A 26,412-nucleotide genomic window follows, 5' to 3' on the forward strand; every position below is an offset into this window, starting at 1 on the left:
TCATGGCACGCAACGGTGATAAACCCACAGCAGCGGAAAGCCTCTTGCTGGTCCCCGATGAAGCCGACCCATGCACGGTCGGCTCCTCGCCGCGTCCCTGCTGGTCGTCGGGATTGCCCTCATGGCGAACCCGCTGTACCTCCCGGTCACCGTGGGTGAGTCGACGCCGGTGTACACGCACGCCGTCCAGCCGGTCGGGCCGGACTCACCTCCCGTCGATGCATCCGATGTCGTGCCGGCCACGGATCTCGATCCGGACGCTCGCGAGGCGTTCGAGCGCGCGCTCGACGCGGAGGAGGCCGGGTTCGTCGTCGAGGACCCTGACGAGCGAGCCGAATCAGTCTCGTACCCGACCGAACCGTCGCTCGGCGACGGGCTGCTCGTGGTGTCACACGACGGAGACCGCTACGAGTTCTGGACCCGAACCGTCGAGCGCGACTCGGACGCCGTCGTCGCTCAACGGGTCGTCGTCCAGCCAGCCGCCTTCCTCGTCGGATTCCTCGCAGTGATCGCGGCCGTCGCGGTCGCGATGCGTGACTCACCGTCCGGATCGCGTTGACATCCTCCGGACGCAACGCATATATCATCTCCGGAGAGTGTAGGAGACCACTTACGATGACGACTCGGCTCCGCGCGCTCGTTCGCAGTCGGATCCTGATCGACACCCGGTCGCTCGCGCTGTTCCGGATGCTCGCCGGCGTCCTGATCGTCGCCGACGTGCTGGCGCGCTCGCGTAATCTGACGTTTTTTTACACCGACGACGGCGTCGTACCGCACGAACTCGCCGTCGCTGCGGAGCCGATGGCCGGATACTCAGTGTACGCGCTCGCACCGACGCCCGAAGCGACCGCCGTCCTGTTCGCGCTCACCGGGATCGTCGGTGTCGCACTCGCGCTCGGCTATTACACCCGGATCGCGACGGTGATCGCGTTCGTGCTCGTCGTTTCGCTCGACCTCCGCAACCCGTTCGTCACGAGCTTCGCCGACACGCTGTTCACGACGTTGCTGTTTCTGGCGATTTTTCTGCCGCTCGGCGAGCGCTGGTCCGTCGACGCCGTCGCAGCCGACCGGCCACGACGGGAAGCGGTCGCGGGCGTCACAACGGCGCTCATCCTCGCGCAGATGGTGACGATGTACGCGGTCAACGGCTACCACAAGACCGCCTCCGAGCTGTGGTGGAGCGGCGAGGCGGCCGCGCTGGTCCTCGGAATCGACGAGATGACGTTCCTGTTCGGCGATGTGCTGCGGGCGTCGCCGACGCTGCTGCAGCTCGGCGGACTCACGTGGTTCGGCATGCTGCTCGGATCGTGGCTGTTGCTCGCGCTCCGTGACCGACCCAGACATCTGCTCGTCGCAGCGTTCATGATCGCCCATCTCTCGATGGCGGTGACCGTCCGGATCGGCGCGTTCTCGTACGTCTGTCTCGCCGGGCTCCTGCTGTTTTACCAGCCGTCGGCGTGGCGGGATATCGACGCACTCCGACGGCGACTCGCGTTCGGGCCGCTGGCAGCGTTGGACGGGAGTCGAGACCGGGCCGCCGGTGTTCGTGAGCGAACACACCGCGCCGCGGAGCGAGTTCCCCGACCGACCCTCTCGCCAGCACGGCGTCTGGCGGTCGGAGAACGTTTCGTGGCTGACCGTCCACGTTACGAGTACGTCGCCGCCGTCGTCGCGGTCGCGGTGGTCGCGGTCGCCGTGACGGCGTCGCTTTCGTCGGTCGGTGTCGTTGCCGACGACACGCCTGAGGCGGAGCTGTCGGCCGGCGGGGCGGCGCTCGTCGAGTTCCAGACCGACTGGTCGATCTTCGCGCCGAATCCCCGGACCTCGGACCGCTACTACGTGTTCCCCGCGCGGACGGTCAACGGCGAGGCGGTCGACGCGCGAAACGACAGGGAGCTCACCTACGAGCGACCCTACGAAGAGCTTCAGCGACAACACGGGACGTACAGGGAGCGGTTCTACATGGGGTCGCTTCGGAGCGTCGACGGCGCGGTCGGCGACCACCTCGCTGCACACCTGTGTGCGACGTATGAGACCGAGTCGGGTGCGTCGCTCACGCACATCAACATGTATGCGGTCGACGAGAACATCACGTGGGAGACGATAGATGATCCGGACGCTCGAGACCGGAGCGAACACCTGCTCTCGCGACACGGCTGTGACGGAGCGAATCCGACGACGATCGCGCCACCGGACGGCTGAACCGTCGGCAGTCGGTAGCACTGCGACGTCGGCTTCGTTCGATCGACCGGCGAGTCGAAGCGATCCCTTGGCGGGCCGAAGCGATCCCTTGGCGGGCCGAAGCGATCCCTTGGCGGCTTACGCCGCGTGACTCTCGACGGCGTTCGTCAGTACGTCCTCGGACTGTGCGCCGACGAGCCGCTCCTCCATCTCGCCATCGGAAAAGACGATCAGCGTCGGAACGCCGCGGACTCCGTACTCCGCGGCCAACGCCTGGAACTCGTCGACGTCGACTTTCACCACGGCGGCGTCGGTCTCGGCTGCGAGGGTCTCTATCGTCGGCTCCATCATCTGACACGGACCACACCAGTCAGCGTAGAAGTCGACTAAAACGACGTCGTACGACGATACTAGCTCTTCGAGCTCGGCTTCCCCACCCAGATGGATCGGCTCCGACGGGACGGGGTCTTCGTGGGAACTCATCACCACGTTCTTCACGGCGACGACGGATAAGGGTTTTGGAAGTATTGTGTATTAATCACAATCCTAACTCCCACCCGACACCCGGTTCGTTTCGGCGAACATCTCGTACAACGGCTAATACGTCGGATAACGCCAATTCTAGTGTGTGGCGGGAAATATAAACGGTCGTGTCTCCGCGGACTGCAGAGACGTATGTTGTAAACAGTGAGAAATACTGGGCCAACAGTTAAGTTGGTCGCGGGTGTGGGTTCACGTATGCATCGACGTCGACCACGACGGGGCACTCGGTCGAGTCGTCGAGAGGGTCGATCGGGCGTGCGACGGTCATGAGCTCGGTCGCCCCCGTCGTCTCGTCGGTTTCCGGCCAGCGGGTGCTCGATCTGGCGGCGGAGCTGATCGCGATCGACACGCGGAATCCGCCGGGCGACACACGCGCCCTCGCCGACCGTGTGGAGGGGTTCTTCTCGGAACTCGGCGTACAGACGGAGCGCGTGGCCACGGACCCCGCGAAGCCGAACGTGCTCGCGACGCTTCCGGGCGAAACGGACCGAACGCTGCTGTACAACGGGCATCTGGACACGGTGCCGTTCGACGCCGACGAGTGGCGTCGCGACCCGCTCGGTGAGCGCGACGGCGACCGGCTGTACGGACGGGGCGCGACCGACATGAAAGGGCCGCTGGCCGCGATGTTACACGCGGCGGAGACGTTCGTCGAGCGCGACGTTACGCCGCCGGTTTCGCTCGCGTTCGCGTTCGTGAGCGACGAGGAGACGGGCGGATCGGCCGGCGTGTCTGCGCTCGAGGAGCGCGGCGTGCTCGACGATCTCGACGCCGATGCCTGCGTCATCGGCGAGACGACGTGTGCCGGCGGTCGCCACTCCGTCACGGTCGCCGACCGTGGCAGCATCTGGCTGACGCTCCGCGCCACCGGAACCGCCGCGCACGGCTCCCGCCCGATGCTCGGTGACAATGCCATCGACCGGCTCTGGGAGGCCGTCGGAACCGTTCGACGACGGCTCTCGCGACGACGCTTGTCGCTCGACCCTGAGATCGAACGGATCGTCGAGGAGTCGGTCGAATACTATGAGCCGACGATGGGCGCGGCGGCGCGCGAGCTGTTCGAGCAGCCAAGCGTCAACCTCGGAACGTTCGAGGGCGGCGAGGCGATAAACACCGTTCCGAGCGACGCGACCGCACGGCTGGACGTTCGGCTGACTGCCGGAGTCGACACGAGCGACGTGCTTGCGGACGTTCGCGACTGTCTCGACGAGCACGACGGCGTCTCGATCGCCGAGGTGAGCTGGTCGGTTGGCACCTACGAACCGGTCGACGAGCCGATCGTCGAGGCGGTCGCGGCGACCGCTTCCGAGGCGATCGGCGACCGGATCTATCGCCGGAGTGCGACGGGCGGTGGCGACGCGAAGACGTTCCGGAACGCGGGGGTTCCGACCGTCGAATTCGCGTTCGGAACCGACACGGTTCACGCGGTCGACGAGTACACGACCCTGGAGGCGCTCACGCGGAACGCCGAACTGTACGCTCGCCTGCCGGCAGTCTGGCTCGCCGAGCGGTCACGTCACGAGGCCGACGGCAGCTAACCCCGCGAACAGCACGTCACCGTACGTCAACGAGACGACAATTCCGAGAAACATCGGCACGACGAACGGAAGCCCCGGCGACACCCACACCTCGTCCCGAGTCGCCACGACCGTGAGCCCCTCGCGAAGCGTCTCGGGGTCGGTGCCGTAGGCAGTGCCGTCGATCTCCGCGAGGAATCGTTCGGCCGCCCACGGATCGTCGAACGGTTCCTCGTCCGGGCCGGTGTCGTGGACCCCACCGTCCGTCCGCGGGCCGACGTGAGTACCGCCGTCAGTCGGCGCGAACGTCTCGGTGACGGTGGCCGGATCGCGGAGACGACCCGGCTCCGCACGGAGGTCTGCAAGGGTGACACCTCGCCATCGGAGGTACATCCGGAGGGCGTCGAGATCGAGGCCGTTACGCGTCGTCCCGTCCGTGTTCTCGAACAGCATCCCGTGCCGATCGATGAGCGAGGGGGTCGCCACCGGTCTGGCGAGCGGCGCGACTGGAGCGATCTCGCCGTTTGCGAGGTTGTACGCCCCGAGCGCGAGCGGGTAGGCTCCCCCGATCAGCACGGTGTTCGTGAGGATCGTCAGCGAGAACACGCCCAGATCCGTCACCACGAGCGGGAACACCGTCGAACCGACGGCGTACGTCGGGAACGTCGGAAAGACGACGGCGATCGCGATCAGCGCCTTCGCGTCGGCACCCCCGAACGCGCCGAAATACCAGAACGCGTAGCCGAGCGGCGCAACGAACAGCAGGCTCACGGCGGCTTGGACGACGAACAGTCGACCGTGGAGTCCGGCGATCGGCCACAGTCGAACGATCTCCCAGACGAGAAGCAGCAGTCCGAACGCGTAGATCGGCGGCCAGATTCGGTTCGGAAGCCTTCGCGTTCGGATGTCGCGGAGGGCCGCCCACGCGAACACGGGAACGACGAGCAGCCGCAGGAGATCCGACAGCGTTGCCAGCATACTCGCATCCGCGAGTGCGAGGGAATTAGGGGTTTGGGTTCGGCTCTCGGTCCTGTTGACCTCTCAGCATCCGCGACCGGCCGGGTCCTGCGGGAGTGGCGACGTGGACGCCGTGGTCGCTCCGGGACGGGCGGACGTGTGAATCGGTGGACGCACGGTTCGGAAGACGACGCGGCCCGTCAGCAGTTTCGAGGCGGAGCCTCCGGCCTTAAGTCGTGCGGGACCGTCGGTCCCGCTGACCATCCGAACGGGCCTATGGCCCGTGAGGAGAGAGCGAGGACTTCCGACGACAGTCGGAAGGACGACGCGAGTAGGCCGGAGAGGACAGCGAGGCGCTCCGCGCCTCGGGCCGTGCGAGCGGGCCTGCGGCCCGCGCGCAGAAGCCGACAACCCCGAAACACACCACGGACTGTTGCCGCCCTTTCTCCCCAACGTTGATAAACTACCAACCATACATCTGACGTATGGAGGTGCGGCGTACTGTCCCGGTGAAACTCGACGTGGACGGCGACGACGCCGCACTTCTCCGCGAGACAGTCGATGAGTTTCTATGGGCTGCCAACTACGTCGTTGACCACGCTTGGCAAGGCACCTACAAGACCACGAGCAAGGCCCAGTTGCAGGCGGAAACCTACGACGACGTGCGCGACCGGACCCGGTTACACGCGAATCTCGTCCAGAACGCCCGCAACAAGGCCGCCGACGCCGTACAGGGCGTCGTTGCTCGTTGGAAGCAAGGTGAGTATGCTGGCAAACCACACTTCTCGAAGCCGACCGTTGTCTACGACAAGCGGTGTGCGACGTTCCACGACGACCACGTTTCCCTCGCCACGATAGACGGACGCATCGAAGTCGAGTACGTCCTACCAGACGGCGACCGCGACACACCCCACAGCCGGTATCTCGACAACGACGACTACGAGGTGACGGGCGCAGAACTGCACCACAGAGATGGTGAGTGGTTCCTTCATCTCCGCACAAAGGCGGAGATGGAGTCGCACACGCCGAAGCAGGCAACGACCGAGCACAGCACAGTCCTCGGCGTTGACCTCGGTGTGAACCAACTCGCGGTCACTTCGACGGGCACGTTCTGGTCGGGCGACGAGTTCGACCACTGGCGGCGCGAGTACGAGAAGCGTCGGGGCTCACTCCAGCAGTGTGGCTCGCGTCACGCTCACGAGAACATCCAAGCGGTCGGTCGCAAGGAGACGGGTCGGTTCAAGATGATGCTCCACCGGATTGCGAACGGTATCATTGAGGAAGCCGCCGAAAACGGTTGTACGGTCATCGCCTTCGAGGAGTTGACCGGCATCCGCGACCGCCTCTCCGGTGCCTCGTGGGGGCACAAGTGGGCGTTCGAGCGGTTGTACGAGTACGTCGAATACAAGGCCGAACTCCACGGTATCGACGTGGATCAGGTGGACCCAGAGAATACGTCACGCCGTTGCTCACACTGTGGGTTCACCCACCCTGACAACCGCGACGGCGAGGACTTCGAGTGTCTGAAATGCGGCTACGAGAACCACGCCGACTACAACGCCGCCAAGAACATCGGCTTGCGGTATCTCCGCCGTAACCAAACTGGGGACGACGGAGGCGCACCCGTAGGCGTGCGCTTGAATCGCGGGACGTTGAACGCGAACGGAGGATATGACCCCCCTGCCGGAGATTCCGGCCAGAGCGGGAGTCCACGCGAAAGCCCCACCCTCAACGAAGCGAACGGCGAAGCCGTGAGCGAGTAGGGTGGGGTAGTTTACCCGCGGGCAATCGTGAACGCCTCAGATCCGTCCGGCTCGGCCGGGGTCGACGTCGATCGCGTCCACCGGACAGACGTCGACACAGAGCATGCAGTCGATACACTGGTCCTCGTTCGTCGGGTTCGCCTTGATCTCCGATTCGGGATGCCCCGGCGTGTCGACCCACTCGAACACGTCGACTGGACAGTCCTCAAGACACGCACCGTCGGCGAGACAGATGTCGAAGTCGACCGCGACGTGGGTGCCGCGAATGCCGAGCTCCTCCGGCGGATCGACCGGACCCCACACCGCGACGTTGTGTTCTTCGTCCACCTGTTCTCTGTTCTCCTCGAAGTTCGGGTCGATGGCCATCGGTAACGTATCACTCGTTTCGGGACTTATAAATTCGACGACGAGGACGCGGCCGCACCGGACGGCGCCGTGATCGATCCACCACGACAGCCGACCTATCACGACAACCGATCGACTTCGGACACCACGGCTACAGGAACGACTCCACCGGGGCGACGACGACCAGTTCGGAGCCGCCGCGGTTCGTGACGACTTCGCGGTGGCTGAACCCGTGTGCCCGGTAGAACTCGCGTGAGCTCGGCTGATCGCGCTCGATAGTCGCTCGAAGCCGTTCGACATCCCGCTCCGACAGCGACGACGCCACGCGTTCCAGTAGTCGGTTCTCGATGTCGTCGCCGACGTATTCGGGGTGGACCCACAGCGCGAGCAGTTCGGCCTCGGTACCGTCGTCGTCCGGATGAGCTATCGCCAGTCCGATCGGAGCATCGTCGTCCTCGACGAGATAACAGCAGTCCGCCTCGGAGGCCGCCTCGCGGACTCCCGCAGCTGAGACGTCGAGTAACGGTGCCCCAATATCGTCGAACACGGTGGTCTCGCGCGCTCGTGAGACCGCCGCCCGTAGCGCCTCGGCGTCGCCGGGACGCGCCGGTCGGACTCGCATACACGAGAGGAAACACAGCAGCCGTGTATAGCTTACGGGAATGGCAACCTCGACGCCGTCGGTGGAAACGAGCACTCGGGTTCGAGTCAACGTTCGGCCACGACACGTCCCCCGCGTCGACCACGGATGCTCGTCGTGCTCGACAGGTGGCCAACCATTACGCCCGGCTGGCAGGTACCATTACGCCCGGCTGGAGGGCCGCTACGCAACCGGTTCGATCCCGATGGTGACCGCGACGTCCTCGACGTCCCACGTCTCGAGCAGCCCTGTCGCTTCATCCACGTCGGTCGGATCGTCGAGCCAGGCGTCCGCGCGGACCTCTCCGGCGATCAGGTCCGCATGCTCGTCGACGAACGCCGCAACCCGGTCGTCGTCGACCGCGACGCCGACGCGGATCCGCGCCTCGACGTCGAGGTCGAGTTCCTTACGCATCTCCTGAGTTCGGCGGATCACGTCGCGGGCGTACCCCTCCGATTCGATCTCGGGCGTCAGGGACGTGTCGACGTACACCGTACCGCCGTCGAACTCGGCTCCCGAGACGTGTTCGGGGGGCTCCGCGACGTACTCGACCATGGAGTCGTCGAGCTCGACCGTCTCGCCGTCGACGTCGATTCCGGCCTCGACGGTCTCGCGAGTCACCCCCTCGACGGCCTCCATCACCGTTTGTGCGTCCGCGCCGAACGCCGGACCGATCTCCGCCATCCGCGGCTCCGCAGTCTCGACGAGCTCGTCGAACGTCTCCGTCACCGACAGCTCGCGAGCGTTCACGCGGTCGAGGATCAGCGATTCGAGGTTTCCGACCGCTTCGGCAACCCCGTCGTCGTCGGTCTCGACGACCACGCGCGGTACGGGCCATCGGAGCTTCCGGCCGGCCTGCTGGCGAGCGTTCGCGGCCGCCTCCTCGACGTCGCGCAGGACGGCCACGTCGCGTTCGAGCTCGGGGTCCAGTAGCCGTTCGTCCGGCTCGGGGTACGACAGCTCGTGGACCGTCGTCGCGGAGCCGTCGAGCGTCCGGTACATTCGCTCGGTGACGTACGGAGCGATCGGCGCGAGCAGCCGGATCACCTCGTCGAGCACCGTCGCGAGCGTCGCGTACGCGCCGCGTTTCGACGCGGAGTCCGACTCCTCCCACATTCGGTCGCGCACCGCCTTCACGTAGAATCGGGAGACATCCTGCGTGACGAACTCGATCAGCGCGTTGACGGCGTCGCTGACGCGGTACTCGTCCCACGCATCGGCAATCTCCCGCTCGACCGACTGGAGCCGCGAGAGCACCCAGCGGTCCACGACCTCGAGTTCCCCGTCGTCGAGAGTCGCCGCCGCGGGGTCGTACCCGTCGAGCTCCATGTACTCGAGCGGGAACCGAAACACGTTCCAGAGGATGTTGAGCTTCCCTTGGATCTCGCCGAGGCCGTCCCACTCGAACGCCAGATCGACGCCCTGCTGGTCGTGGGAGAGGAGGTACGTCCGGAGCGGGTCACGGCCGGCGCGTTCGATCGCCTCGTCGGGTGTGACGATGTTCCCGACCGACTTCGACATCTTGCGCCCCTCGCTGTCGTTGGCGAACCCGTGCATCAGCACCTGCTCGTAGGGCACCTCGCCGACCGCCGCGGTCCCCATCCCGAGCTGTGACCAGAACCAGCCGCGAGTCTGGTCGTGCGCCTCGATGATGAGGTCTGCGGGCCACAGCTCCTCGTGCTCGTCCGTTTCGCCCGGGTAGCCCAGCGTTCCCCAGCTGGCGACCGAGGAGTCGAGCCAGACGTCGAACACGTCCTCGACGCGTCGATACGTCGTCCCCTCCTCCGTGATCGTCAGGTCGTCCACGGAGGGACGGTGGAGGTCGATCGACTCCGGATCGACCGTCTGATCGACGCGCTCGGCCAGCTCCTCGCGAGTGCCGATCACGATCATCTCCTCGTCGAGGCTCCCGGGTTCTGCATCCTCCGGAACCCAGATCGGGATCGGAATCCCCCAGTATCGCTGCCGGGAGACGTTCCAGTCCGGCGCGTCCTCGATGAAGTCACGGAATCGGTTGTCGCGGGCCCACTGCGGATACCACTCCGACCCCTCCATGTTCTCCAAGAGCTCCTCTTTGACGTCCGTGATCGAGATGAACCACTGGTCGGTGACGAGCTGGACGATCCCCGTATCACAGCGCCAGCAGTGGCCGTAGCTGTGGTCGATCGTCCCGTGCGCGAGCATGTGACCGTCCTCGACCAGATCCTCGATGATCGCCTCGTTGGCGTCGCGGACGAACTCGCCGGCGTACTCGCCCGCTGCCGCCGTGAACTCGCCGTTTGGCTCGACCGGACAGAAGATGTCCAGTCCGAGCTCCGTCCCGCGCTGGAAGTCCTCCTCCCCGTGACCGGGTGCGGAGTGGACGAGCCCGGTGCGGTCGGCCTCGACGTACTCGGCGGCGTACACCTCGCCGGCTCCCTCGAAGTCGGGATATTCGGCGAGGTGATCCGCAAGCGGGTGGTCGTACGCCCAGCCGACAAGTTCCGCGCCCGACAGCTCAGCTTCGACCTCGTACTCCTCGTATCGCCCCTCGGAGAGGACGTCCTCGACACAGGGTTCGGCGACGTACAACAGCTCCGACTCCCCGGTCGTCTCGGCGCGAACGGCCTGATACGTGAGATCCTCGTCGACGGCGACGAACGTGTTTGCGGGGATCGTCCACGGGGTCGTCGTCCAGATGACGAGACTGCCCTCACGGTCGGCGAGGGGGAACTTCACGTAGATCGACGGATCCTCGACGTGTTCGTACTCAACTTCGTTGTTCGCGATCCCGGTCTCACATCGGGGACACTGCGAGATCGAGCGTTTCCCCTGTTCGACGAGTCCGTTTTCCGCCACCTCGGAGAACGCCCACCACGCAGCCTCCATGTACTCGGGTGAGACTGTTTTATACGGATCCGCCCAGTCCATCCAGACGCCGATCGACTGGAAATCCTCGTCCATCGCCTCGCGGTTCTCCTCCGCGAAGCGTTTACACTCCTCGATGAACGCCTCCATTCCGTACGCCTCGATGTCGCCTTTGTTCTCGAAGCCGAGCTTCTCCTCGACTTTGACCTCGATCGGCAGGCCATGCATGTCGTAGCCCGGCCGGTCGGTGACGCGATGGCCGGTCATCCGTTTATGCCGGATGACGGCATCCTTCAGCGCCTTGTTCCACGCGGTGCCGAGGTGCATCTGGCCGGAGGTGTACGGCGGCCCGTCGACGAAGAAGAACGGCGGGTCGTCGGCGTGCGCCTCCCGTGCCGACTCGTAGGCGTCAGCGTCGTCCCAGTACGCCTGGACCGTGGACTCGACGTCCGCGGGGGTGTACTGGTCATCGATCTGCTCCATACACTGTGACTCCGTCCCCGCGTATTTGAATACGGCGGAGTCGGCGGGCGGCTACGGCAGGCTCGATGGAACGGTAAGATGTCCACGATCGGAAACGACGGGGTCATCGGGGTTCTCAACGGTACGGGCGAATGTTATATACCCTTCCGCTCGGATCGCGGCTGTACGGACGTATGGACAGTCGAAACGTCTCCGGTCCGATCCGCGTGCTATCGGTCGGCCATCAGTCCGCCGGCTCGGACACGGGTGGATCGATCGACCATGACGATCGGTTCGTCGTCGACGTCGTCGACACCGTCGATGCGGGCCATCGCCTGCTTCGTCACCGCGAGTTCGACTGCGTCGTCGCCGCACGTGACATTCCGGACGGCACCGGCATCGAGTTCCTCAGGTCCGTTCGAGAGAATCGGTCGACCCTCCCCTGTCTGCTTGCGGTGGACGCGTCCGGCGATCGTGCACTCGACGACGAGATCATCGAGGGGGCGCTGTCGGCCGGGGTGACGGATTTCGTGGCGACGAAGCCGGACGGGAGCTGGAGCCGGATGGTGACCAACCGGATCGCGAACGCCGTGGCGGCGAGCCGGGTGATGTCGGAGGCCGAACGTCAGCAGCGACGCCTCGACCAGTTCGTCAGCGGGATCTCACACGACCTCCGGAACCCGCTCAACGTCGCGAAGGGACGGCTCGACCTCGAAGGGACCGAGCGGCAAAGCGACCACGTCGACATCGCGACGGACGCGATCGACCGCTCGATCGACCTGCTTGAGGACCTGGTGACGCTCGCAAAACAGGGTGAGCGACCCGAACGGCTCGAGCCCGTCGAACTTCGGACGATCAGCGAGCGCTGTTGGGCGACGGCCGCAACGGGCGATGCGACGCTCGTCGTCGAGACCGACCAGCGGATCAACGCTCATCCGAGTCGGCTGCGACAGCTCCTGGCGAACCTGTTCACCAACGCGGTCACCCACGGCGGTGAGGACGTGACGATCACGGTCGGCGACGTGGCACCGATATACACCGCGACCCGCGCCGACGACAGCCTTGCGTCGGGGTTTCACGTCGCCGACGATGGCCCCGGAATCCCGGAACAGCACCGCGACCGCGTGTTCGAGGTCGGCTACACGACCGACGAGGACGGTACCGGGTACGGTCTCAACATCGTGCGTGAAATCGCGACCGCACACGACTGGGATATTGCCGTCACGGAGAGTCGGGGCGGCGGCGCGCGGTTCGAGATCACGGGTGTCGAACCCGCATGAGACCGGTCCGGCTCCGCAAAACTGCTTGGACCGGTTGGGATCTCTTGTACTCGATCACGTTGCCAACAACTGTTACAGTTCGACGGAGAGTCCATCGCGGGCGACCTCCACGTCGCCGTCGAACCCCGCACGGCGAACGCTTTCGACCATCTCCCGCTCTCGCCCGGCGGTGTGTGGATACAGGTGTGACAACACCAGCGTGTCGATGTCGACTCCCGAAAGCGACTCGCCGAGGCTCGTCGGCGTCGGATGATTCGACACGTCGACGTCGTCGGGAAACGAGCAGTCGTGAACCAGCAGGTCGCTGCCGTCGGCGAACGCTGCGAGCCCGGCGAACGCTTCGGTGTCGCCCGAGAGCGTCAGCGGCCCGTCGGTCGGCTCGACATCCTCGCTCGGCGGCGCAAACCGATAGGCGTGACACGCCGGCATGGAGTGACGGACCTCGCGAGCGGCCACCTCGAAGCCGGCCACGGTGAACGGCCGCGCGGGCGACACCTCTCGCACCGCGAGGTCGACGCGCCCGTCGAGGTACTCGTGGACGTCGAGCAGTCCGTCGATCAGCGACTTCGTTCCGGACGGACCGACCAGTTCGAGATGCTCCTCGCCCGCGAGCCAGCGCGCTTTCAACAGGGGGAGCACGTCCGCGACGTGGTCCAGATGATGGTGGGTCACGAGCACGGTCGACACTCCCTCGTAGCCGGGGTCCGTCGCGGCGAGTCGCTGCAGAACCCCGCTGCCGCAGTCGACGAGGAGGTGTCTGTCCTCGTCGGACAGCAGGTATCCGGCCTGTGCACGGTCCGGGACTGCCATCGCGCTCCCGGATCCCAGAACGGTGAGTTCCATGGTGGCGGCGTCTCGATCGATCACTTGATAAGGAACACGGGAACCGTCGCGTCGTCGGTAACCCGGTCCGAGACGCTTCCGAGCGCCTGTATCCGCTCCCGCGGGGACTTCCCTTCCGGACTCATCACGATCACGTCGATCCCTTCCTCGTCGGCGTACTCGACGATCTCCCTGTCGGGGGTGCCGTGACACACCGCGGTTTCGACGGCGAGGCCCGCGTCGCTCGCCCGTTCGGCGACCGCCGCGGTCGCGTCGTCACCCTGTGATTCGAGGTCGGCGATGATCTCGTCGTGGAGATCGCCGGAGTTCGCGGTCGCGATCCGTCGGTCGACGACGTACAGCGCGTGTATCGTCGCGTCGTGGTCCGTCGCCAGGCGGATCGCGTGATCGAGTGCTCGCTCCACGGCTTCGCTGCCGTCGGTCGGCACGAGTACGTGATCGTACATGGGTCACCGTTCACGCGGCAGGATGTTAACCGTACGGCTCGCGGAGAGGATGCTACATCGATCGCGACACTCGGCCCCAGCGAACCGGCGACGGTCACTCGCCTCGCCACGGGTCGCCGACTTCGGACCGCAGTTGGCTATCCGCCTCGCCGTCGTGGAACACGGTCACGCGACCGGTCTCCTCGCCGAGAGTGACCGTTGCGACTACCTCCGGACGGATCGACGTTTCGATCGCGCTCATATGTCGTGACCCCATCCACGGCTCGTACTCGACATCGCCGACGAGATCGGACTCCCAGCTCCGCGTGCCGAGATCCCTGAACCGGACCATCTGGGACTCGATCTCCCCGTCGACGGCGACGACGATCCCACCGTCCTGTTCGACGCTGACCGGACGAGCCGCCTCGACGAGTGCGTCCTCGTCGAACGCCGACGCACAGACATCTCGTGGCCAGCGGTTATCTCCCATCGGGTCCGCGTAGGAGCCGTAATCCCTGTCCGCGACGACGGCGAAGTAGAGCCCCGGTCCCTTTACGTGTGGCTCGTCCCAGCCGTCGAACCCGATGCTGATACACTCCGCGCAGTACCGCAACCGTTCGACGATGTCCTGCACGTGGTCGTGCGTGCCGTAGTCGATTTCGAGTTCCGTCATCGAGCCCAATCACCCGATCGGTCCGTCTCACACTGGTGCATGTCTCTCCCTTCGTAATCGGCGATATAAGTGGAGACTGGTCGCGACCGCTCCCGCAGTGACATTGGCTCGGAGTTGACGAAAGGGACGTCGAAGTCGAACTCCGCAGTCAGACGAGAACGTCCCGGCTCACGCCAGGCGCTGGAGCCCAAACCACTTACATCGGGCCGTCGCCCGGCTCGGTGCCCGCGTCCGACGACCCGTCGAGTTCGGCTGCCAGCTCCGCGACCGACTCGCGGGTGACCCGATCGGGCGCGGCGTGGACGACGACCGACTGCTTGCCGAGCGAGACGAAGCCGCAGTCGAGCCGATCGGCCGTCTCGCGAAGCCCGAGACCGACATCGGCTGCCCCACCCATCACCTTTCGCGCGGGGCTCTCGAACGCCCTGACCGTCAGCTCGTACCCGTCGATCCGTTCCGCAAGCGCGCCACGGGACGTCGCCCGGTCCTCGGCAAGCTCCGCGAGCAGCTCATCGAAGCTTCGACGCAGCCCGGAGTCGGTCGACCGATTCACGAATCTGATCTCGTCGTCGACGAGGTCGGCCACCCCGCTAACGTCGTCCGGGTTGTCGGCGGGGACGACGAGCCCCCACTCGCGATCGAAGCTCCCGAGGATGACCGCGTCGACGTCGCGGTCGACGGGACCGGCGGTGACGGCGACGTCCGGGACGCCGTCGCGGAGCCGACGCAGGCCCTCCCGCGAGCCCACCGGGAGATACCGGGGGTTCTCAAGCCGGTCGAGCACGCGATTGATCGTCGGGTCGTCCTCGCCGACGCCGAGCAGCGTCGGGGGACGGACCTCGGGGGAGAACAGCCGCACCGTAACCCGTTCGTCGACGTCGAGATACTCCGTGTCCGGATCGACCGCGACGACCCCATCAGCCTCGACCAGACTCGTCGTCGCGCCCGAGCCCTTATCGACCGGGTAGACGACCGGCAGCTCGGCGTCGCTCACCTCCAGGAGACCGACCGGCATCAGCCGAAGTCGTCCCTCGCCGTACCGCTCTCTGATGGCCATCCGCCCCTCGACGGTCGCGGTCCGGGGCTCCGGCACGCCGGCGGCTTCCCGGATCGCGGGCGCGACGAACGTCCGAAAGATCGTGAGCGCGGAGACGGGGTAGCCGGGAAGGCCGACGTACGCCGACTCCTCGCCGTCCTCGCGGTCGAGTCGGCCGACCAGCATCGGCTTCCCGGGTTTCACCGCGACGCCGTGGACAAGCAGCTCGCCGCGCTCCTCGATCACGCGGTAGATGACGTCGACCGCGCTGGCGGATGTCGAACCCGACGACAACACGAGGTCACACTCGTCGGCGGCTCGCCGGAGCAGTCGCTCCATCTCGGCGTAGTCGTCGCCCGCGTGTGGATACAACACCGGGTCGCCGCCGGCCTCCGCGACCCCTGCGGCGATCGTCGTCGAGTTGACGTCGTATATCTCTCCGCGTTCGGACGCGAGCTCCTCACCCGGCCTGACCAGTTCGTCGCCGGTGGAGACGATCCCGACCGTCGGCTTCCCGCGGACCGGCACCGCCTCGACGCCCAGCGCGGAGAGCAAGCCGATCTCGCGGGGCGTCAGCCGGGTTCCGGGCCCGAGCGCGCGGGCCCCAGCAGCGATGTCGGCGCCCGCGACCATCACGTGGTCGCCGGGCGCAACCGAGGTACGGATCGCGATCCGGTCGGCCGGCTCCGCGGCCTCGGAACTAGCGTCCCGACGCTCGTCGGTCCGCTCGACCATCACCACCGCATCGGCTCCGTCCGGCATCACGGCCCCCGTGGAGATCTCCGCACACGTCCCGGGCTCGACCGTCACGTCCGGGGCCGCACCCGCGTGGACCGCACCGACGAGGTCGAGTTCGGCGGGATCGGCCTCGTCGGCTCCGAACGTGTCCCGGGCGCGGACCGCGTACCCGTCCATCGAAGCGCGGTCGAATCCCGGGACGTCGATAGCGGCGTCGATCCGCTCGGCGAGCACCCGGCCACGGGCATCCGTAAGCGGGACCGACTCCGGCTCTGCGGAGAGATCGAGCGATTCGATCGCCTCGTGAACCGCCGCGGGCTCCACCAGATCCCGAAACTCCTTCCGGTCGCTCATTCCGTCACCTCCCACAGCTCGACGTCGACGAGCTCGCCGGCGTCGAGCCCCTCCCGTGGCTCCGGGACGACGACCCAGCCGGCCGCGAGCGCGACGCTCGAGAGCACGCCCGAGCCGCTCGCACGCGTGGGGGTCGCGACGAACGGCGGGTCAGCATTGCCGTCCGGCCCGCCGTTCGACGAACTGGCGTTCTCGGTCGACGCTCCCGACTCGTCGCTATCGGCGTCGGCCGGATCGAGTTTGACGCGCGCGAACGTCCGCGTGCCGGGCTCGCTCGGGATCTTCCGATCGAGCCGTGCCCGGCGAACCGGGAACGGCTCCGCCGCCGTGCCGCCGACGAGTTTCTGGACCGGTCGAAGGAACTGGGCGGCGTTGACGATACACGCGACCGGGTAGCCGGGCAGCGAGACGATCGGCGTGCCGTCGGCCACGCCGAGACAGACCGGGTGGCCGGGTTTGAGCGCGACGCCGTGCACGAGCACCTCGCCGAGCTCGTCGACGACCTCGGGAAGCAGGTCGCGCTCGCCGACGGAGGAGCCGCCGGTCGTCACGACGACGTCGGCGTCGAGGTCGTGTTCGATGGCTGCGGCCAGCTCCGCCTCGTCGTCGGTTACGACGTCCCGGTATCGGCTTTCTCCACCCCATCGCTCGACGAGTCGCGAGACGGTGAGCCCGTTCGTCTCGATCACCTCGCCCGGGTCCGGGTCGGCCTGTACGAGCTCCTCGCCGGTCGGGATCACGGCGACCTGCGGCGGAGCGTACGCCGACAGCTCCCGGAGCCCGACCGACTTGAGCAGTCCGAGATCGGACGGTCGGAGCACGTGGCCCGGTTCGTACAGCCGCTGTCCCTCGGCCACGTCCTCGCCGGCGTCGCCGACGTTTTCTCCTTCCGCGACGGCGTCGAACGTCTCCACCTCATCGCCGACCTCCTCGATCTGCTCTATCATCACCACCGCGTCCGCGCCCTCGGGCACGTCGCTTCCGGTGTGGACCCGTGCCGCCTCGCTCGGTCCGACTGGTCCGTCGCGGTCGGTTTGCCGGAGCACGGCTGGCGAGCGGTCCGATGCACCGAACGTGTCGGCGGCGCGCACGGCGTATCCATCCATGGCCGCGCGGTCGTAGTTCGGGACCGGCGCTGGCGCGTCGATCGGCTCGGCAACGACGCGCCCGTCGGCATCGGCGACCCGTACCGTCTCGGTCCGGCCGTGCGGCTCCGCAGCATCGAGCAGCGTCGCGAGCGCGTCGTCGACGCGGGTCCGACGCTTGAACCCGGCTTCGCGTCTGTCGTGACTCATGGAGAGTCGTAGCCGCTCCGGGTGGAAAAAGCCCGCTCTCCCGGCGGTGCCGGGTCGGTGTTCATCCGCCGTCGCCTCGATCGATGCTCCGGACAGTCAGATGACCCCGAGCGCGGCCATGATCTGGTTGCCGAAGATCATCGTGACCAGTCCGACGAGCATGATGACGCCGGAGGAGACGGTGACGGTTCGAACGGCGGCGTGGCGGTCGCTGATCGGGAGACGACTTGTGACGGCCTCCGCGGCCATCCTGAGGATCCGTCCGCCGTCGAGCGGGAACGCCGGCAGGCAGTTGAAAAGCGCGAGCTGGATGTTGATCCAACCGGTCCAAAACAGCACGTTCGCGAGGAGGAACGCCCCGCCGCCGAGCACCGCGAGCCCACCGTCGACGACGTAGAAGTTCGTCACCACTCCGGTGAAGCCGGCGAAGTTGTACGGCAGCCCGAACAGACTCCCGAGCGGAAGGATCAGCGCGACGAACACGAGTCCGAGCGGGGAGTCGACGAGACCCCCGACCGGGACGCCGTTGAGGCTGCTCTCACCACCGTCGCCGCCGAGCAGTTCGAGGTACGCCCCCGCGGGGTACTCGTCGACGCCGAAGTCGTCGAGCGCGAGCCCGCTCGTTCCGGGGAAGATGTTGACGCCGACGAAGCCGCCCTCGCGGTTCGGGTGCGGGTCGAGTTCGACGTCGTAGCTCACGCGCTCGTCGTCGACGGTGTAGGCGACGACCTCGACGGTGTCGCCCGGCTCCTGAGTTTGCAGCGTCGCCGAGAGCTCGTCGTCGTCCCGGATCCGGTCGCCGTCGACCTCGACGATCGTGAGCGGCTCCGCGAGTGGCGCGCCCGCCTCGTGGATCGGGCCGTCCTCCTGAATACCGACGATGTACGCGCCGATCGGGATCTCGACCTCGCCCGTTTCGATGTCGGGATCGACCTCGTGGGCGTCCGTCGAGACCGTGGCTCGCTCGTCGTCACCGACGGCTTCGAAGAACTCGGTCTCGGTTCGGATCGGCTCTCCATCGACCGCCTGGATAGTCACCGGCTCGTCGGTTATCGTGACGCCGAGCTGGTTGCCGCCGGCAGAGCCGACGATCTGGAGCTCGCGGGCGACGTCCACCTCCCGTTCGGCGTCACCGTCGTCGATCGTCACCGTCACGTCGGTTCCAGCGTCGGCGATCGCCGACTCGAACGCGGCGGCGGTGTCGACGGGGTCACCGTCCACCGCTACCAGTCGGTCCCCGTCGGCGATGTCGGCTGCGTCGGCGGGTGAGCCGGGGTTTACCTCGCCGACGGCGTAGCCCGGCGCAACGGAGATCGCGCCAACCACGGGGCCGAAAAGCAGCGCGAACACGACGATCGTCAACAGCGTGTTCGCGGTGACGCCGGCCGCGAACATCCGGGCACGAGCGCCCCGCGACGCCTCCTTCGTCGTCTCCTCGTTGGGCTCGACGAACGCACCGACGGGGATCAGCGCGAAGAAAACGAGCCCCATCGACTCGATATCGATCCCTTCGACCCGGCACAGCAGGCCGTGTGCGCCCTCGTGAACGACCATCGCGATCGCCAGTCCAACCACGATCTCGGCGGCGACTTCGAGCGGGAGGAACTCGTTGACGCCGGGGATGATGAGGAAGTTCTGCGGCTGCTGGACGGCGGCGGGTTGGGGGGCGGCGAGCGCCGAGAGGCCGGAGGTGACGATCAGCAGAAACGAGCCGACCATCGCGACCAAGGCTCCGCCCAGACCGAGGTTCGCGACCGCGCGCCAGAACCGCTTCGGGGCGGAGATCCGGTCGAGAAACGCTCGACCGCGGCGTGTGTGAACCGTCGTGAGCGGCCCGGAGACACGGACGGAGTCGGGGAGAACCCCCCGATTCCGGAGCCACATCGTGGCCGCGGTGTACGCGAGGATCCCCGTCAGGATCCACAGCAGGGTACTCATTGCACATCGGTTGGCGTTGGCCGTGTGTAAGGCGTTCGGTTCGCCGAACCGATCCGGGAGTGCGTGCGAACGCCAAACGCCACGCGCATTCAGTTTATGAACCCAGGTATCAGTCGATCACATCGGATTTGAGTGAAAGTGTCTGCTTGGCAAAAGTGTGAAACCTACCGAAGCAGACAGCGAGATAGAGGAAGAGCACCTGCTTAATTTTGTCGTCAACAGCCTTGACGAAGAGCTTGCGATAGATCTCGGTGAGGACATCGAGGTCACGACAGAGACGTTGTACGAGGTCCTCGCCGGCGCCAGCGCCGGCGGGACCTCGATCAACCACGTCTGCGAAACGACCGACGACTCGCCACACGCCAACACCGTCCGGGGACATCTCACTGAGCAGTTTGAGCTTGACTCGGTTGAGGCGGTTGGAGACACGCTCCTACAACGAGATGCCCTCGAGACACTCCCGGATCGACCGGTGGAGGTCTGCGTAGACCTCCACCTTGATCCCTACTACGGTGACGAGGACGAGACGGAGGCGCTGTACTTCTCGCAAGCGAAACGAGGAACAACTGCGTTTCACGCCTATGCGACACTGTACGCGCGGGTACGTAACAAGCGCTACACGCTGGCGGTTCGCCAGCTGGTCGCTGGCGATACCACCAGCGATGTCCTCGCTGAGTTTCTCGAACTGCTCGACGGCCTTGACCTCGGCGTCAAGGCCGTCTACCTTGATCGCGGCTTCTACAACAGCACCTGTCTCGGGCTGCTGTACGCGCACAACTACGCCTACGTTATGCCGATCGTCAAGTGGGGCGAGACGATTCAAGACGAACTCAGCAGAGGTTGGAGCCGCGAGATCGAACACGATCTCGCTGGCAAGGTAACGTTTCCCGTGTTCATCGATTGTGTGTACCAGCAGGGGCGGTACGATGAACACGGAGTGGCGCGTCACGGCTACGCCGCTGACGCGCCGTTCATCGACACGCCACGCGATGCCCGAGAACACTACAGCAAGCGTTTCGGCATCGAATCGAGCTATCGGTTAGCCAAACAGAGCCTCGCGTTCACCAGTTCTCAAGACGCTGGCCTGCGGCTGGTGATGTTTGTGGTGAGCCTGCTGTTCCAGAACAGTTGGCGGTATCTCCACTGGAAGTACGTGGCGTCGCCCCGCCGAGGGGGGCGACGCCTCTGGGACTGGTCGTTCACGGAGTTCTGTGAAATGGTACTGCGGGCCGCTTGGACAGCTCTAGGTGTCCGCAGGGCTGTCCCAGCGAATCAACCACTCGACGACCGGTTCTTCCGGTAGCTGTCCACCAATCCGGACAGCGGTCGTGAGTGGCGACGCTGTCGCGTCGGCGGCGATCTGCCGCCGACAGCGACTGACTAACGCCTCGACAGCCGAGCAACGCCAGAATTCAGCCGCTCCATCCTTCCGAAGACTATCGAGGGGCCGAGGACAACGATTTAGCGGCTACTGGACGGAGTCGTGGGCCTTCTGATGTGATCGACTGGGTATGGATAGCGACGCGACTGATCGATCCAAACCGTCGAGATGCGTACGTACCTCACGTAGTGACATACCGGCCAAGTGACAGCGGATCCCTACTTCAATCGCCCAGCGCGGCGTCGGATCTCGCTCCACAAACGACAACGCTATCCAGGCGATCCGTTCGCGGACGCGAGCGTTGAAGCGAACTCGCGGCAGTCGAACGGGCAACTCACCACTCGATGCGGACGTTCAATGTCGAAACAGATGGATCGCGTCGTCGTCGCGCACCAGACAGAACGGCGCGCCGTCGTTGTCGGGGAACCGCGTCGACCGCTTCCGAGTGGTGAACAGGCGGTCGAACGGCTCGCCGCAGGCGGGGCAGGGAATCGACTTCCGATTCTCCCAGAGACGCGTCTCTCCGGTGTCACGAAGCTGTTTCAGCGCGTGGCGGTGATCGTGCACGTCGAACCCGGTCATACGCGGTCGCTCTTTCCGCCCGGTGTTGAATATACCCCTCCAGCTCTCACGAGCGGGAATCGGCGTCTCACGAGCGTGAACTGACATTCACGAGTGTGAACTGCTGTCGTCGATACGGGCTCGCGCGGTCGCGAGCGACGCTTCCGTTCCCGTCCGAACGTACTCGCCGATCGCGTCAGCGGCGTCGACGATCCCGTCTGCGACCTCGGGGTCGACGTCACCGTGGAGCGCCTCCACACGCTTCGTGCGGTCGCGGAGTCGCTCGAGCGCCGCACGTGCGGGAGCGATCCGCGCGGCCGGGTTCTCCCCTTCGACCGTAACCGGCGGAGCGGACCCGGTCGCGGATTCGTCATCGCCAGAGGCTCCGGTGCCCGCGGTATCGAGCTCGTCGAGGAACGAAAGGAGGTCCGTTCGGTATGCGTCGACAGCGCTCGCGGCAGCCATGCCGCGTGCCTCGCGGAGCGACTCCGGAACCGCGGCCGCGGGTGGTCGATCGCCCGCTTCGACGCCGGCAAGTAGCGCGAGCAGATACTCCCGGTCCGAATCCGTCGGATCGATCAACCGGTCGAACGCGTCGGCCGCCTCGAGGAGTTCCTGCGCGGTCAGGTACGTATCGTCGAGCGGGCGGAGCTCACCGCCGCGGATGAACCCCCGCTTCCGGACGTACTCGCGGAGCTCGCGTTTCAGCCCGTCCACGCTTTCCGACGGAAGCCGTCCGTCCGCGTCGCTGACCGCCTCGCGATGGGAACTCACGTCCAACGTGGCGGGGGAGTCCGTGTGAGCCGTTCGGTCGTCGACGCCGACGCTCCGGAGGCTCTCGCAATCAGGGCAGGCGACGCTACCGGTCTCGTAGTACGACCAGCGGGCCCCGCAGTCGCGACACTCCCGTTCGCCACGGATCTTCATGTCGACGACGTTCGTCGCGTTCGCGGTAAAACGCTGCGTCTGCGTCCCGCCTGCAACGCCGTCGTGAGGTGATGATATTTAAGCGATCCCGAAGAACGCGGACGTATGACCTGGCACGCCGTCGATGCCGTCGACGACGCCGTCGGTGCCACTCGTCGGTTCCTGTTCCCGTTCAGCGTCGTCCGGTGGACGAAGCTCATTCTGCTCGTGCTGTGTATGGGTGCCGGAGTGAGCACGAGCGTCTCCGTACCGCCGGTTCCGACCGTCGAGACGGGAACCGCAGGAATAACCGACTTCACCGCGCTCGCGACCGAGGTCGGCGTCGGGACGGACGTGCTGATCGGGCTCACGGTCGCCATGACCGTCGTTACCGTGCTCGTTGCGGTCGTCTCGCTTACCCTCCGGCTCGTCTTTTATGACGCGCTGCGAACGAACGACGTTCGGCTCCGCAGCCCGTTCAAACGCCGGCTCCGGCAGGCTGTCGGACTGTTCGGCTTCTCGCTACTCGTCGGACTGTTGCTCGGCGGCCCGTTCGCACTCGCCGCGCTGGCGAGCGAGCGCGGTGCGGTGTCGTTCGACGCGCTGTCGACCGGCGCGCTGATCGGTGCGGCTGGTGTCGCGGTCGCCCTCGTGGTCGTCGGGCTACTCATCGCACGGCTGACGTACGAGTTCGTCGTGCCGGTGATGGTGCTCCGGAACGACGGGGTGTTCGCCGCCTGGCGTCGATTCTGGGGGACGCTCCGCGCGTCGTGGACCGATTTCCTCGTCTATCTCCTGGTTCACTTCTTTCTCGCGCTCGGAATCTCCATCGCCGAGAGCGTCGTCGTGCTGTTCGTCGGCGGCATCGCCGTCGTGCTCGCAGCCCTCGTGCTGCTCGTCGCGGCCGGGGCCTTCGGCGGGATGACTGCACTCACCGGGACGACGACCGGACTCGCCGTGATACTCGCGGTGGTGATCCTCACCCTTCTCGCGCTGCTCGTGGTGTTGCTTCCGATCCGACTGCTCACGCGGACGTACCTGATCGCCTACGAGGTGTCAACGCTCGGCGGCATCGACGCGAACCTTGCGCTACTCGCGTCCGAGATCGACCCGTCCGTGGACGAGGGAGTCTCCCCCGAGCCCCCGTCGAGGGAGTCCGCTCGCGACGGCAACGGCTGATGATTCCGCACTCCGACGTCACACAGTTGCTGACACCTCCCTCGCCGCTCCCGAATCGGACGATGCGACCGCGGACGAATCGGACACGATCGGGCACGGCGTGCCGAGTCGACGGACGGCACGACACGGATCGACATCCGTCGAACCGTCAGATCGACAGGTCGAACAGCTTTTTACCCTCTTCGTGAAAGCGGTAGCACATGGGACTGGATGACGACGCGCGGGAGTATCACCGCCAGGAGCCGCCGGGGAAGATCGAGATCTCGACAACGAAGCCGACGAACACCCAGCGTGACCTCTCGCTGGCGTACTCTCCCGGTGTCGCCGCACCGTGTCGCGACATCGCGGAAAGCCCGGACAGGGCGTTCGAGTACACCGCAAAGGGGAACCTCGTCGCGGTCGTCTCCAACGGATCGGCCGTGCTTGGGCTCGGCGACATCGGCGCGCAGGCGTCAAAGCCGGTGATGGAGGGAAAAGGCGTCCTGTTCAAGCGGTTTGCCGACATCGACGTGTTCGACGTCGAACTCGACATCGACGACGTCGAGCCGTTCTGTGAGGCCGTCTCCGCGATGGAGCCCACGTTCGGCGGCATCAACCTGGAGGATATCAAGGCACCCGAGTGTTTCGAGATCGAGGAGCGACTCCGCGAGGAGATGGAGATTCCGGTGTTCCACGACGACCAGCATGGCACCGCGATCATCTCCGGCGCGGCGCTGATGAACGCGGCCGAGATAGCCGACAAGGAGCTGTCGGAGCTCGACATCGTCTTCTCCGGAGCGGGTGCGTCCGCGCTGGCGACCGCACGGTTCTACGTCTCGCTCGGCGCGAAACGGGAGCACATCACGCTGTGTGACTCCTCGGGGATCATCACCGAGGCGCGCGCGGACGCCGGTGAGGTCAACGAGTACAAACGAGAGTTCGCCCGCGACGTCGAGGGTGGCGACCTCGCGGACGCGATGGAGGGGGCGGACGTGTTCGTCGGCCTCTCGGTTGGCGGAATCGTCTCCCAGGAGATGGTGCGGTCGATGGCCGACGACCCGATCATCTTCGCGATGGCGAACCCCGACCCGGAGATCACCTACGAGGACGCAAAACGGGCCCGTAAGGACACCGTTATTATGGCGACCGGGCGCTCCGACTACCCGAACATGGTGAACAACGTGCTCGGGTTCCCGTTCCTCTTCCGAGGCGCGCTGGACGTGCGGGCAACCGAGATCAACGAGGAGATGAAAGCTGCCGCCGCGGAGGCGTTGGCGGAGCTCGCGCGCAAGGACGTCCCAGACGCCGTCGTGAAGGCGTACGGCGACGATCCGCTCCAGTTCGGTCCCGACTACGTGATCCCGAAGCCGCTGGATCCCCGCGTGCTGTTCGAGGTTGCGCCGAAGGTCGCGCAGGCGGCGATGGAGTCCGGCTGCGCTCGAACGAGCATCGATCTCATGCAGTACCGCGAGCGTCTCGAAGCCCGGCTCGGCAAGTCCCGCGAGATGATGCGGGTCGTGTTGAACAAGGCGAAAAGCGATCCCAAACGGATCGCGCTCGCGGAGGGAACCGACGAGAAGATGATCCGCGCCGCCTACCAGCTCGCGGAAGAGGAGATCGCGGAGCCCGTGTTGCTCGGTGACGAGACGGAGATACGACGGACCGCCGAGCAGCTCGGGCTCTCGTTCACGCCGGAGATCGTCGACCCCTCCGAACGGGACGTCTCCGTGTACGGCGAGAAGCTCCACGAACTCCGCAAACGGAAGGGGGTCACGCGCCGTGAGGCGGCCGACCTCGTCGAACACGACACGAACTATCTGGGAAGCGTGATGGTGCGAACCGGCGACGCCGACGCGATGTTGACCGGATTGACGCACCACTACCCGTCGGCACTCCGCCCGCCGCTCGAGGTGATCGGTTCGACCGCGGACACCGACACCGTCGCCGGCGTGTACATGCTGACGTTCAAAAACCGCGTGGTGTTCTGTGCGGACACGACGGTCAACCAGAATCCGAGCGCGGAGACGCTCGCGGAGATCACTCGACACACGGCGGGGCTCGCACGACGGTTCAACGTGGAGCCACGCGCCGCAATGTTGTCGTATTCCAACTTCGGCAGCGTCGACAACGCCGGGACGCGCAAGCCGCGGGAGGCGGTCGAGATCCTCCACAACGATCCCGATATCGATTTCGCCGTTGATGGCGAGATGCAGGCCGACACGGCCGTCGTCGAGGATATTCTGGAGGGAACGTACGAGTTCGCGGAGCTCGATGAGGCCGCGAACGTGCTCATCTTCCCGAATCTCGACGCCGGCAACATCGGCTACAAGCTGCTCCAGCGGCTCGGCGGCGCAGAGGCGATCGGACCAATGCTCGTCGGCATGGATGAGCCAGTTCACGTCCTCCAGCGAGGCGACGAGGTGAAAGACATCGTCAACCTCGCCGGCGTCGCGGTCGTCGACGCCCAGGAGTAGCGATCGGCAGGATCCGGTACCTCACACACCGACCCGGCCCGCTGTTCAGTGCGTCAGGACGGCCCTGCGTACCACTCCCGCGAGGGAGATAACGG

The 26,412-nt window shown here is 66.1% G+C and carries 21 protein-coding genes and 1 pseudogene; 8 read left to right on the plus strand and 14 right to left on the minus strand.

The window, feature by feature from the left end; genetic code table 11:
* The first annotated feature begins 70 nt into the window (after positions 1-70).
* A complete protein-coding gene (locus tag ACYQ0R_RS02375) occupies positions 71-559 on the plus strand; it encodes a DUF7979 domain-containing protein (RefSeq protein ID WP_459820739.1) in 489 nt (162 codons plus the stop codon).
* 56 nt (positions 560-615) lie between these two features.
* On the plus strand, positions 616-2,202 hold the full coding sequence (locus ACYQ0R_RS02380; protein WP_459820740.1) for an HTTM domain-containing protein: 1,587 nt from the start codon (positions 616-618) through the stop codon (positions 2,200-2,202).
* A 117-nt stretch (positions 2,203-2,319) separates the two neighbouring features.
* On the opposite strand, the gene trxA is transcribed toward ACYQ0R_RS02380, so the two are convergent.
* The gene (gene trxA, locus ACYQ0R_RS02385; protein WP_459820741.1) at positions 2,320-2,664 is read right to left on the minus strand and encodes a thioredoxin; all 345 of its coding nucleotides are present in this window, start codon (positions 2,662-2,664) and stop codon (positions 2,320-2,322) included.
* A gap of 326 nt (positions 2,665-2,990) precedes the next feature.
* Between trxA and ACYQ0R_RS02390 the strand changes: the two genes are divergently transcribed.
* Positions 2,991-4,262, plus strand: a complete 1,272-nt coding sequence (locus ACYQ0R_RS02390) for a M20 family metallopeptidase (RefSeq protein ID WP_459820742.1) — start codon at positions 2,991-2,993, stop codon at positions 4,260-4,262.
* Here ACYQ0R_RS02390 and ACYQ0R_RS02395 read toward each other — a convergent pair.
* The gene (locus tag ACYQ0R_RS02395) at positions 4,236-5,219 is read right to left on the minus strand and encodes a prepilin peptidase (RefSeq protein WP_459820743.1); all 984 of its coding nucleotides are present in this window, start codon (positions 5,217-5,219) and stop codon (positions 4,236-4,238) included. The genes ACYQ0R_RS02390 and ACYQ0R_RS02395 overlap by 27 nt on opposite strands.
* A gap of 464 nt (positions 5,220-5,683) precedes the next feature.
* On the opposite strand from ACYQ0R_RS02395, the gene ACYQ0R_RS02400 reads away from it, so the two are divergent.
* Complete coding sequence (locus tag ACYQ0R_RS02400; RefSeq protein WP_459820744.1) at positions 5,684-6,961, plus strand: RNA-guided endonuclease InsQ/TnpB family protein; 1,278 nt, start codon at positions 5,684-5,686, stop codon at positions 6,959-6,961.
* 36 nt (positions 6,962-6,997) lie between these two features.
* Here the strand turns inward: ACYQ0R_RS02400 and ACYQ0R_RS02405 are convergent, their stop codons facing one another.
* From ACYQ0R_RS02405 to ileS, 3 genes are all read right to left on the minus strand, one after another.
* The gene (locus tag ACYQ0R_RS02405; RefSeq protein WP_459820745.1) at positions 6,998-7,327 is read right to left on the minus strand and encodes a 4Fe-4S dicluster domain-containing protein; all 330 of its coding nucleotides are present in this window, start codon (positions 7,325-7,327) and stop codon (positions 6,998-7,000) included.
* Between the two features lie 130 nt (positions 7,328-7,457).
* Positions 7,458-7,928, minus strand: coding sequence for a GNAT family N-acetyltransferase (locus ACYQ0R_RS02410; RefSeq protein ID WP_459820746.1), 471 nt, complete (start codon positions 7,926-7,928; stop codon positions 7,458-7,460).
* A 201-nt stretch (positions 7,929-8,129) separates the two neighbouring features.
* Positions 8,130-11,276: an isoleucine--tRNA ligase gene (ileS, locus tag ACYQ0R_RS02415; protein ID WP_459820747.1), complete on the minus strand. Its 3,147-nt coding sequence runs from the start codon at positions 11,274-11,276 to the stop codon at positions 8,130-8,132.
* Positions 11,277-11,449: 173 nt separating this feature from the next.
* On the opposite strand from ileS, the gene ACYQ0R_RS02420 reads away from it, so the two are divergent.
* Entirely contained in the window at positions 11,450-12,535 is a 1,086-nt protein-coding gene (locus ACYQ0R_RS02420) for a hybrid sensor histidine kinase/response regulator (protein WP_459820748.1), read from the plus strand.
* 72 nt (positions 12,536-12,607) lie between these two features.
* Here the strand turns inward: ACYQ0R_RS02420 and ACYQ0R_RS02425 are convergent, their stop codons facing one another.
* The 6 genes from ACYQ0R_RS02425 to ACYQ0R_RS02450 form a co-directional block, all read right to left on the minus strand.
* Positions 12,608-13,378, minus strand: a complete 771-nt coding sequence (locus ACYQ0R_RS02425) for an MBL fold metallo-hydrolase (protein WP_459820749.1) — start codon at positions 13,376-13,378, stop codon at positions 12,608-12,610.
* Between the two features lie 20 nt (positions 13,379-13,398).
* Entirely contained in the window at positions 13,399-13,824 is a 426-nt protein-coding gene (locus ACYQ0R_RS02430) for a universal stress protein (RefSeq protein WP_459820750.1), read from the minus strand.
* 94 nt (positions 13,825-13,918) lie between these two features.
* A complete protein-coding gene (locus tag ACYQ0R_RS02435) occupies positions 13,919-14,476 on the minus strand; it encodes a hypothetical protein (protein WP_459820751.1) in 558 nt (185 codons plus the stop codon).
* A 196-nt stretch (positions 14,477-14,672) separates the two neighbouring features.
* Complete coding sequence (locus ACYQ0R_RS02440; RefSeq protein ID WP_459820752.1) at positions 14,673-16,604, minus strand: molybdopterin biosynthesis protein; 1,932 nt, start codon at positions 16,602-16,604, stop codon at positions 14,673-14,675.
* Positions 16,601-17,899, minus strand: coding sequence for a molybdopterin molybdotransferase MoeA (locus ACYQ0R_RS02445; RefSeq protein WP_459820753.1), 1,299 nt, complete (start codon positions 17,897-17,899; stop codon positions 16,601-16,603). Before ACYQ0R_RS02445 ends, ACYQ0R_RS02440 begins: the two co-directional genes overlap by 4 nt.
* 96 nt (positions 17,900-17,995) lie before the next feature.
* Positions 17,996-19,837: a site-2 protease family protein gene (locus ACYQ0R_RS02450; protein ID WP_459820754.1), complete on the minus strand. Its 1,842-nt coding sequence runs from the start codon at positions 19,835-19,837 to the stop codon at positions 17,996-17,998.
* A 157-nt stretch (positions 19,838-19,994) separates the two neighbouring features.
* Between ACYQ0R_RS02450 and ACYQ0R_RS02455 the strand changes: the two genes are divergently transcribed.
* Positions 19,995-21,140 (plus strand): ISH3 family transposase, encoded by a 1,146-nt coding sequence (locus tag ACYQ0R_RS02455; protein WP_459820755.1) that lies wholly within the window; start codon positions 19,995-19,997, stop codon positions 21,138-21,140.
* Positions 21,141-21,365: 225 nt separating this feature from the next.
* Here the strand turns inward: ACYQ0R_RS02455 and ACYQ0R_RS02460 are convergent.
* The 3 genes and pseudogenes from ACYQ0R_RS02460 to ACYQ0R_RS02470 all read right to left on the minus strand — a co-directional run.
* Positions 21,366-21,539: pseudogene (locus ACYQ0R_RS02460) on the minus strand (IS6 family transposase); the annotation flags it as partial.
* Positions 21,540-21,572: 33 nt separating this feature from the next.
* Positions 21,573-21,800, minus strand: coding sequence for a DUF7385 family protein (locus tag ACYQ0R_RS02465; RefSeq protein ID WP_459820756.1), 228 nt, complete (start codon positions 21,798-21,800; stop codon positions 21,573-21,575).
* 87 nt (positions 21,801-21,887) lie between these two features.
* Positions 21,888-22,706 carry a DUF7117 family protein gene (locus ACYQ0R_RS02470; protein ID WP_459820757.1) on the minus strand — a complete coding sequence of 273 codons (819 nt, stop codon included), beginning with the start codon at positions 22,704-22,706 and terminating at the stop codon, positions 21,888-21,890.
* Positions 22,707-22,811: 105 nt separating this feature from the next.
* On the opposite strand from ACYQ0R_RS02470, the gene ACYQ0R_RS02475 reads away from it, so the two are divergent.
* Together ACYQ0R_RS02475 and ACYQ0R_RS02480 are read left to right on the plus strand one after the other, a co-directional pair.
* Complete coding sequence (locus ACYQ0R_RS02475) at positions 22,812-23,864, plus strand: DUF7544 domain-containing protein (protein ID WP_459820758.1); 1,053 nt, start codon at positions 22,812-22,814, stop codon at positions 23,862-23,864.
* 200 nt (positions 23,865-24,064) lie between these two features.
* A complete protein-coding gene (locus ACYQ0R_RS02480; RefSeq protein WP_459820759.1) occupies positions 24,065-26,317 on the plus strand; it encodes an NADP-dependent malic enzyme in 2,253 nt (750 codons plus the stop codon).
* Positions 26,318-26,412 lie beyond the last annotated feature (95 nt).

The sequence above is a fragment of the Halorubrum luteum genome (assembly GCF_054652935.1).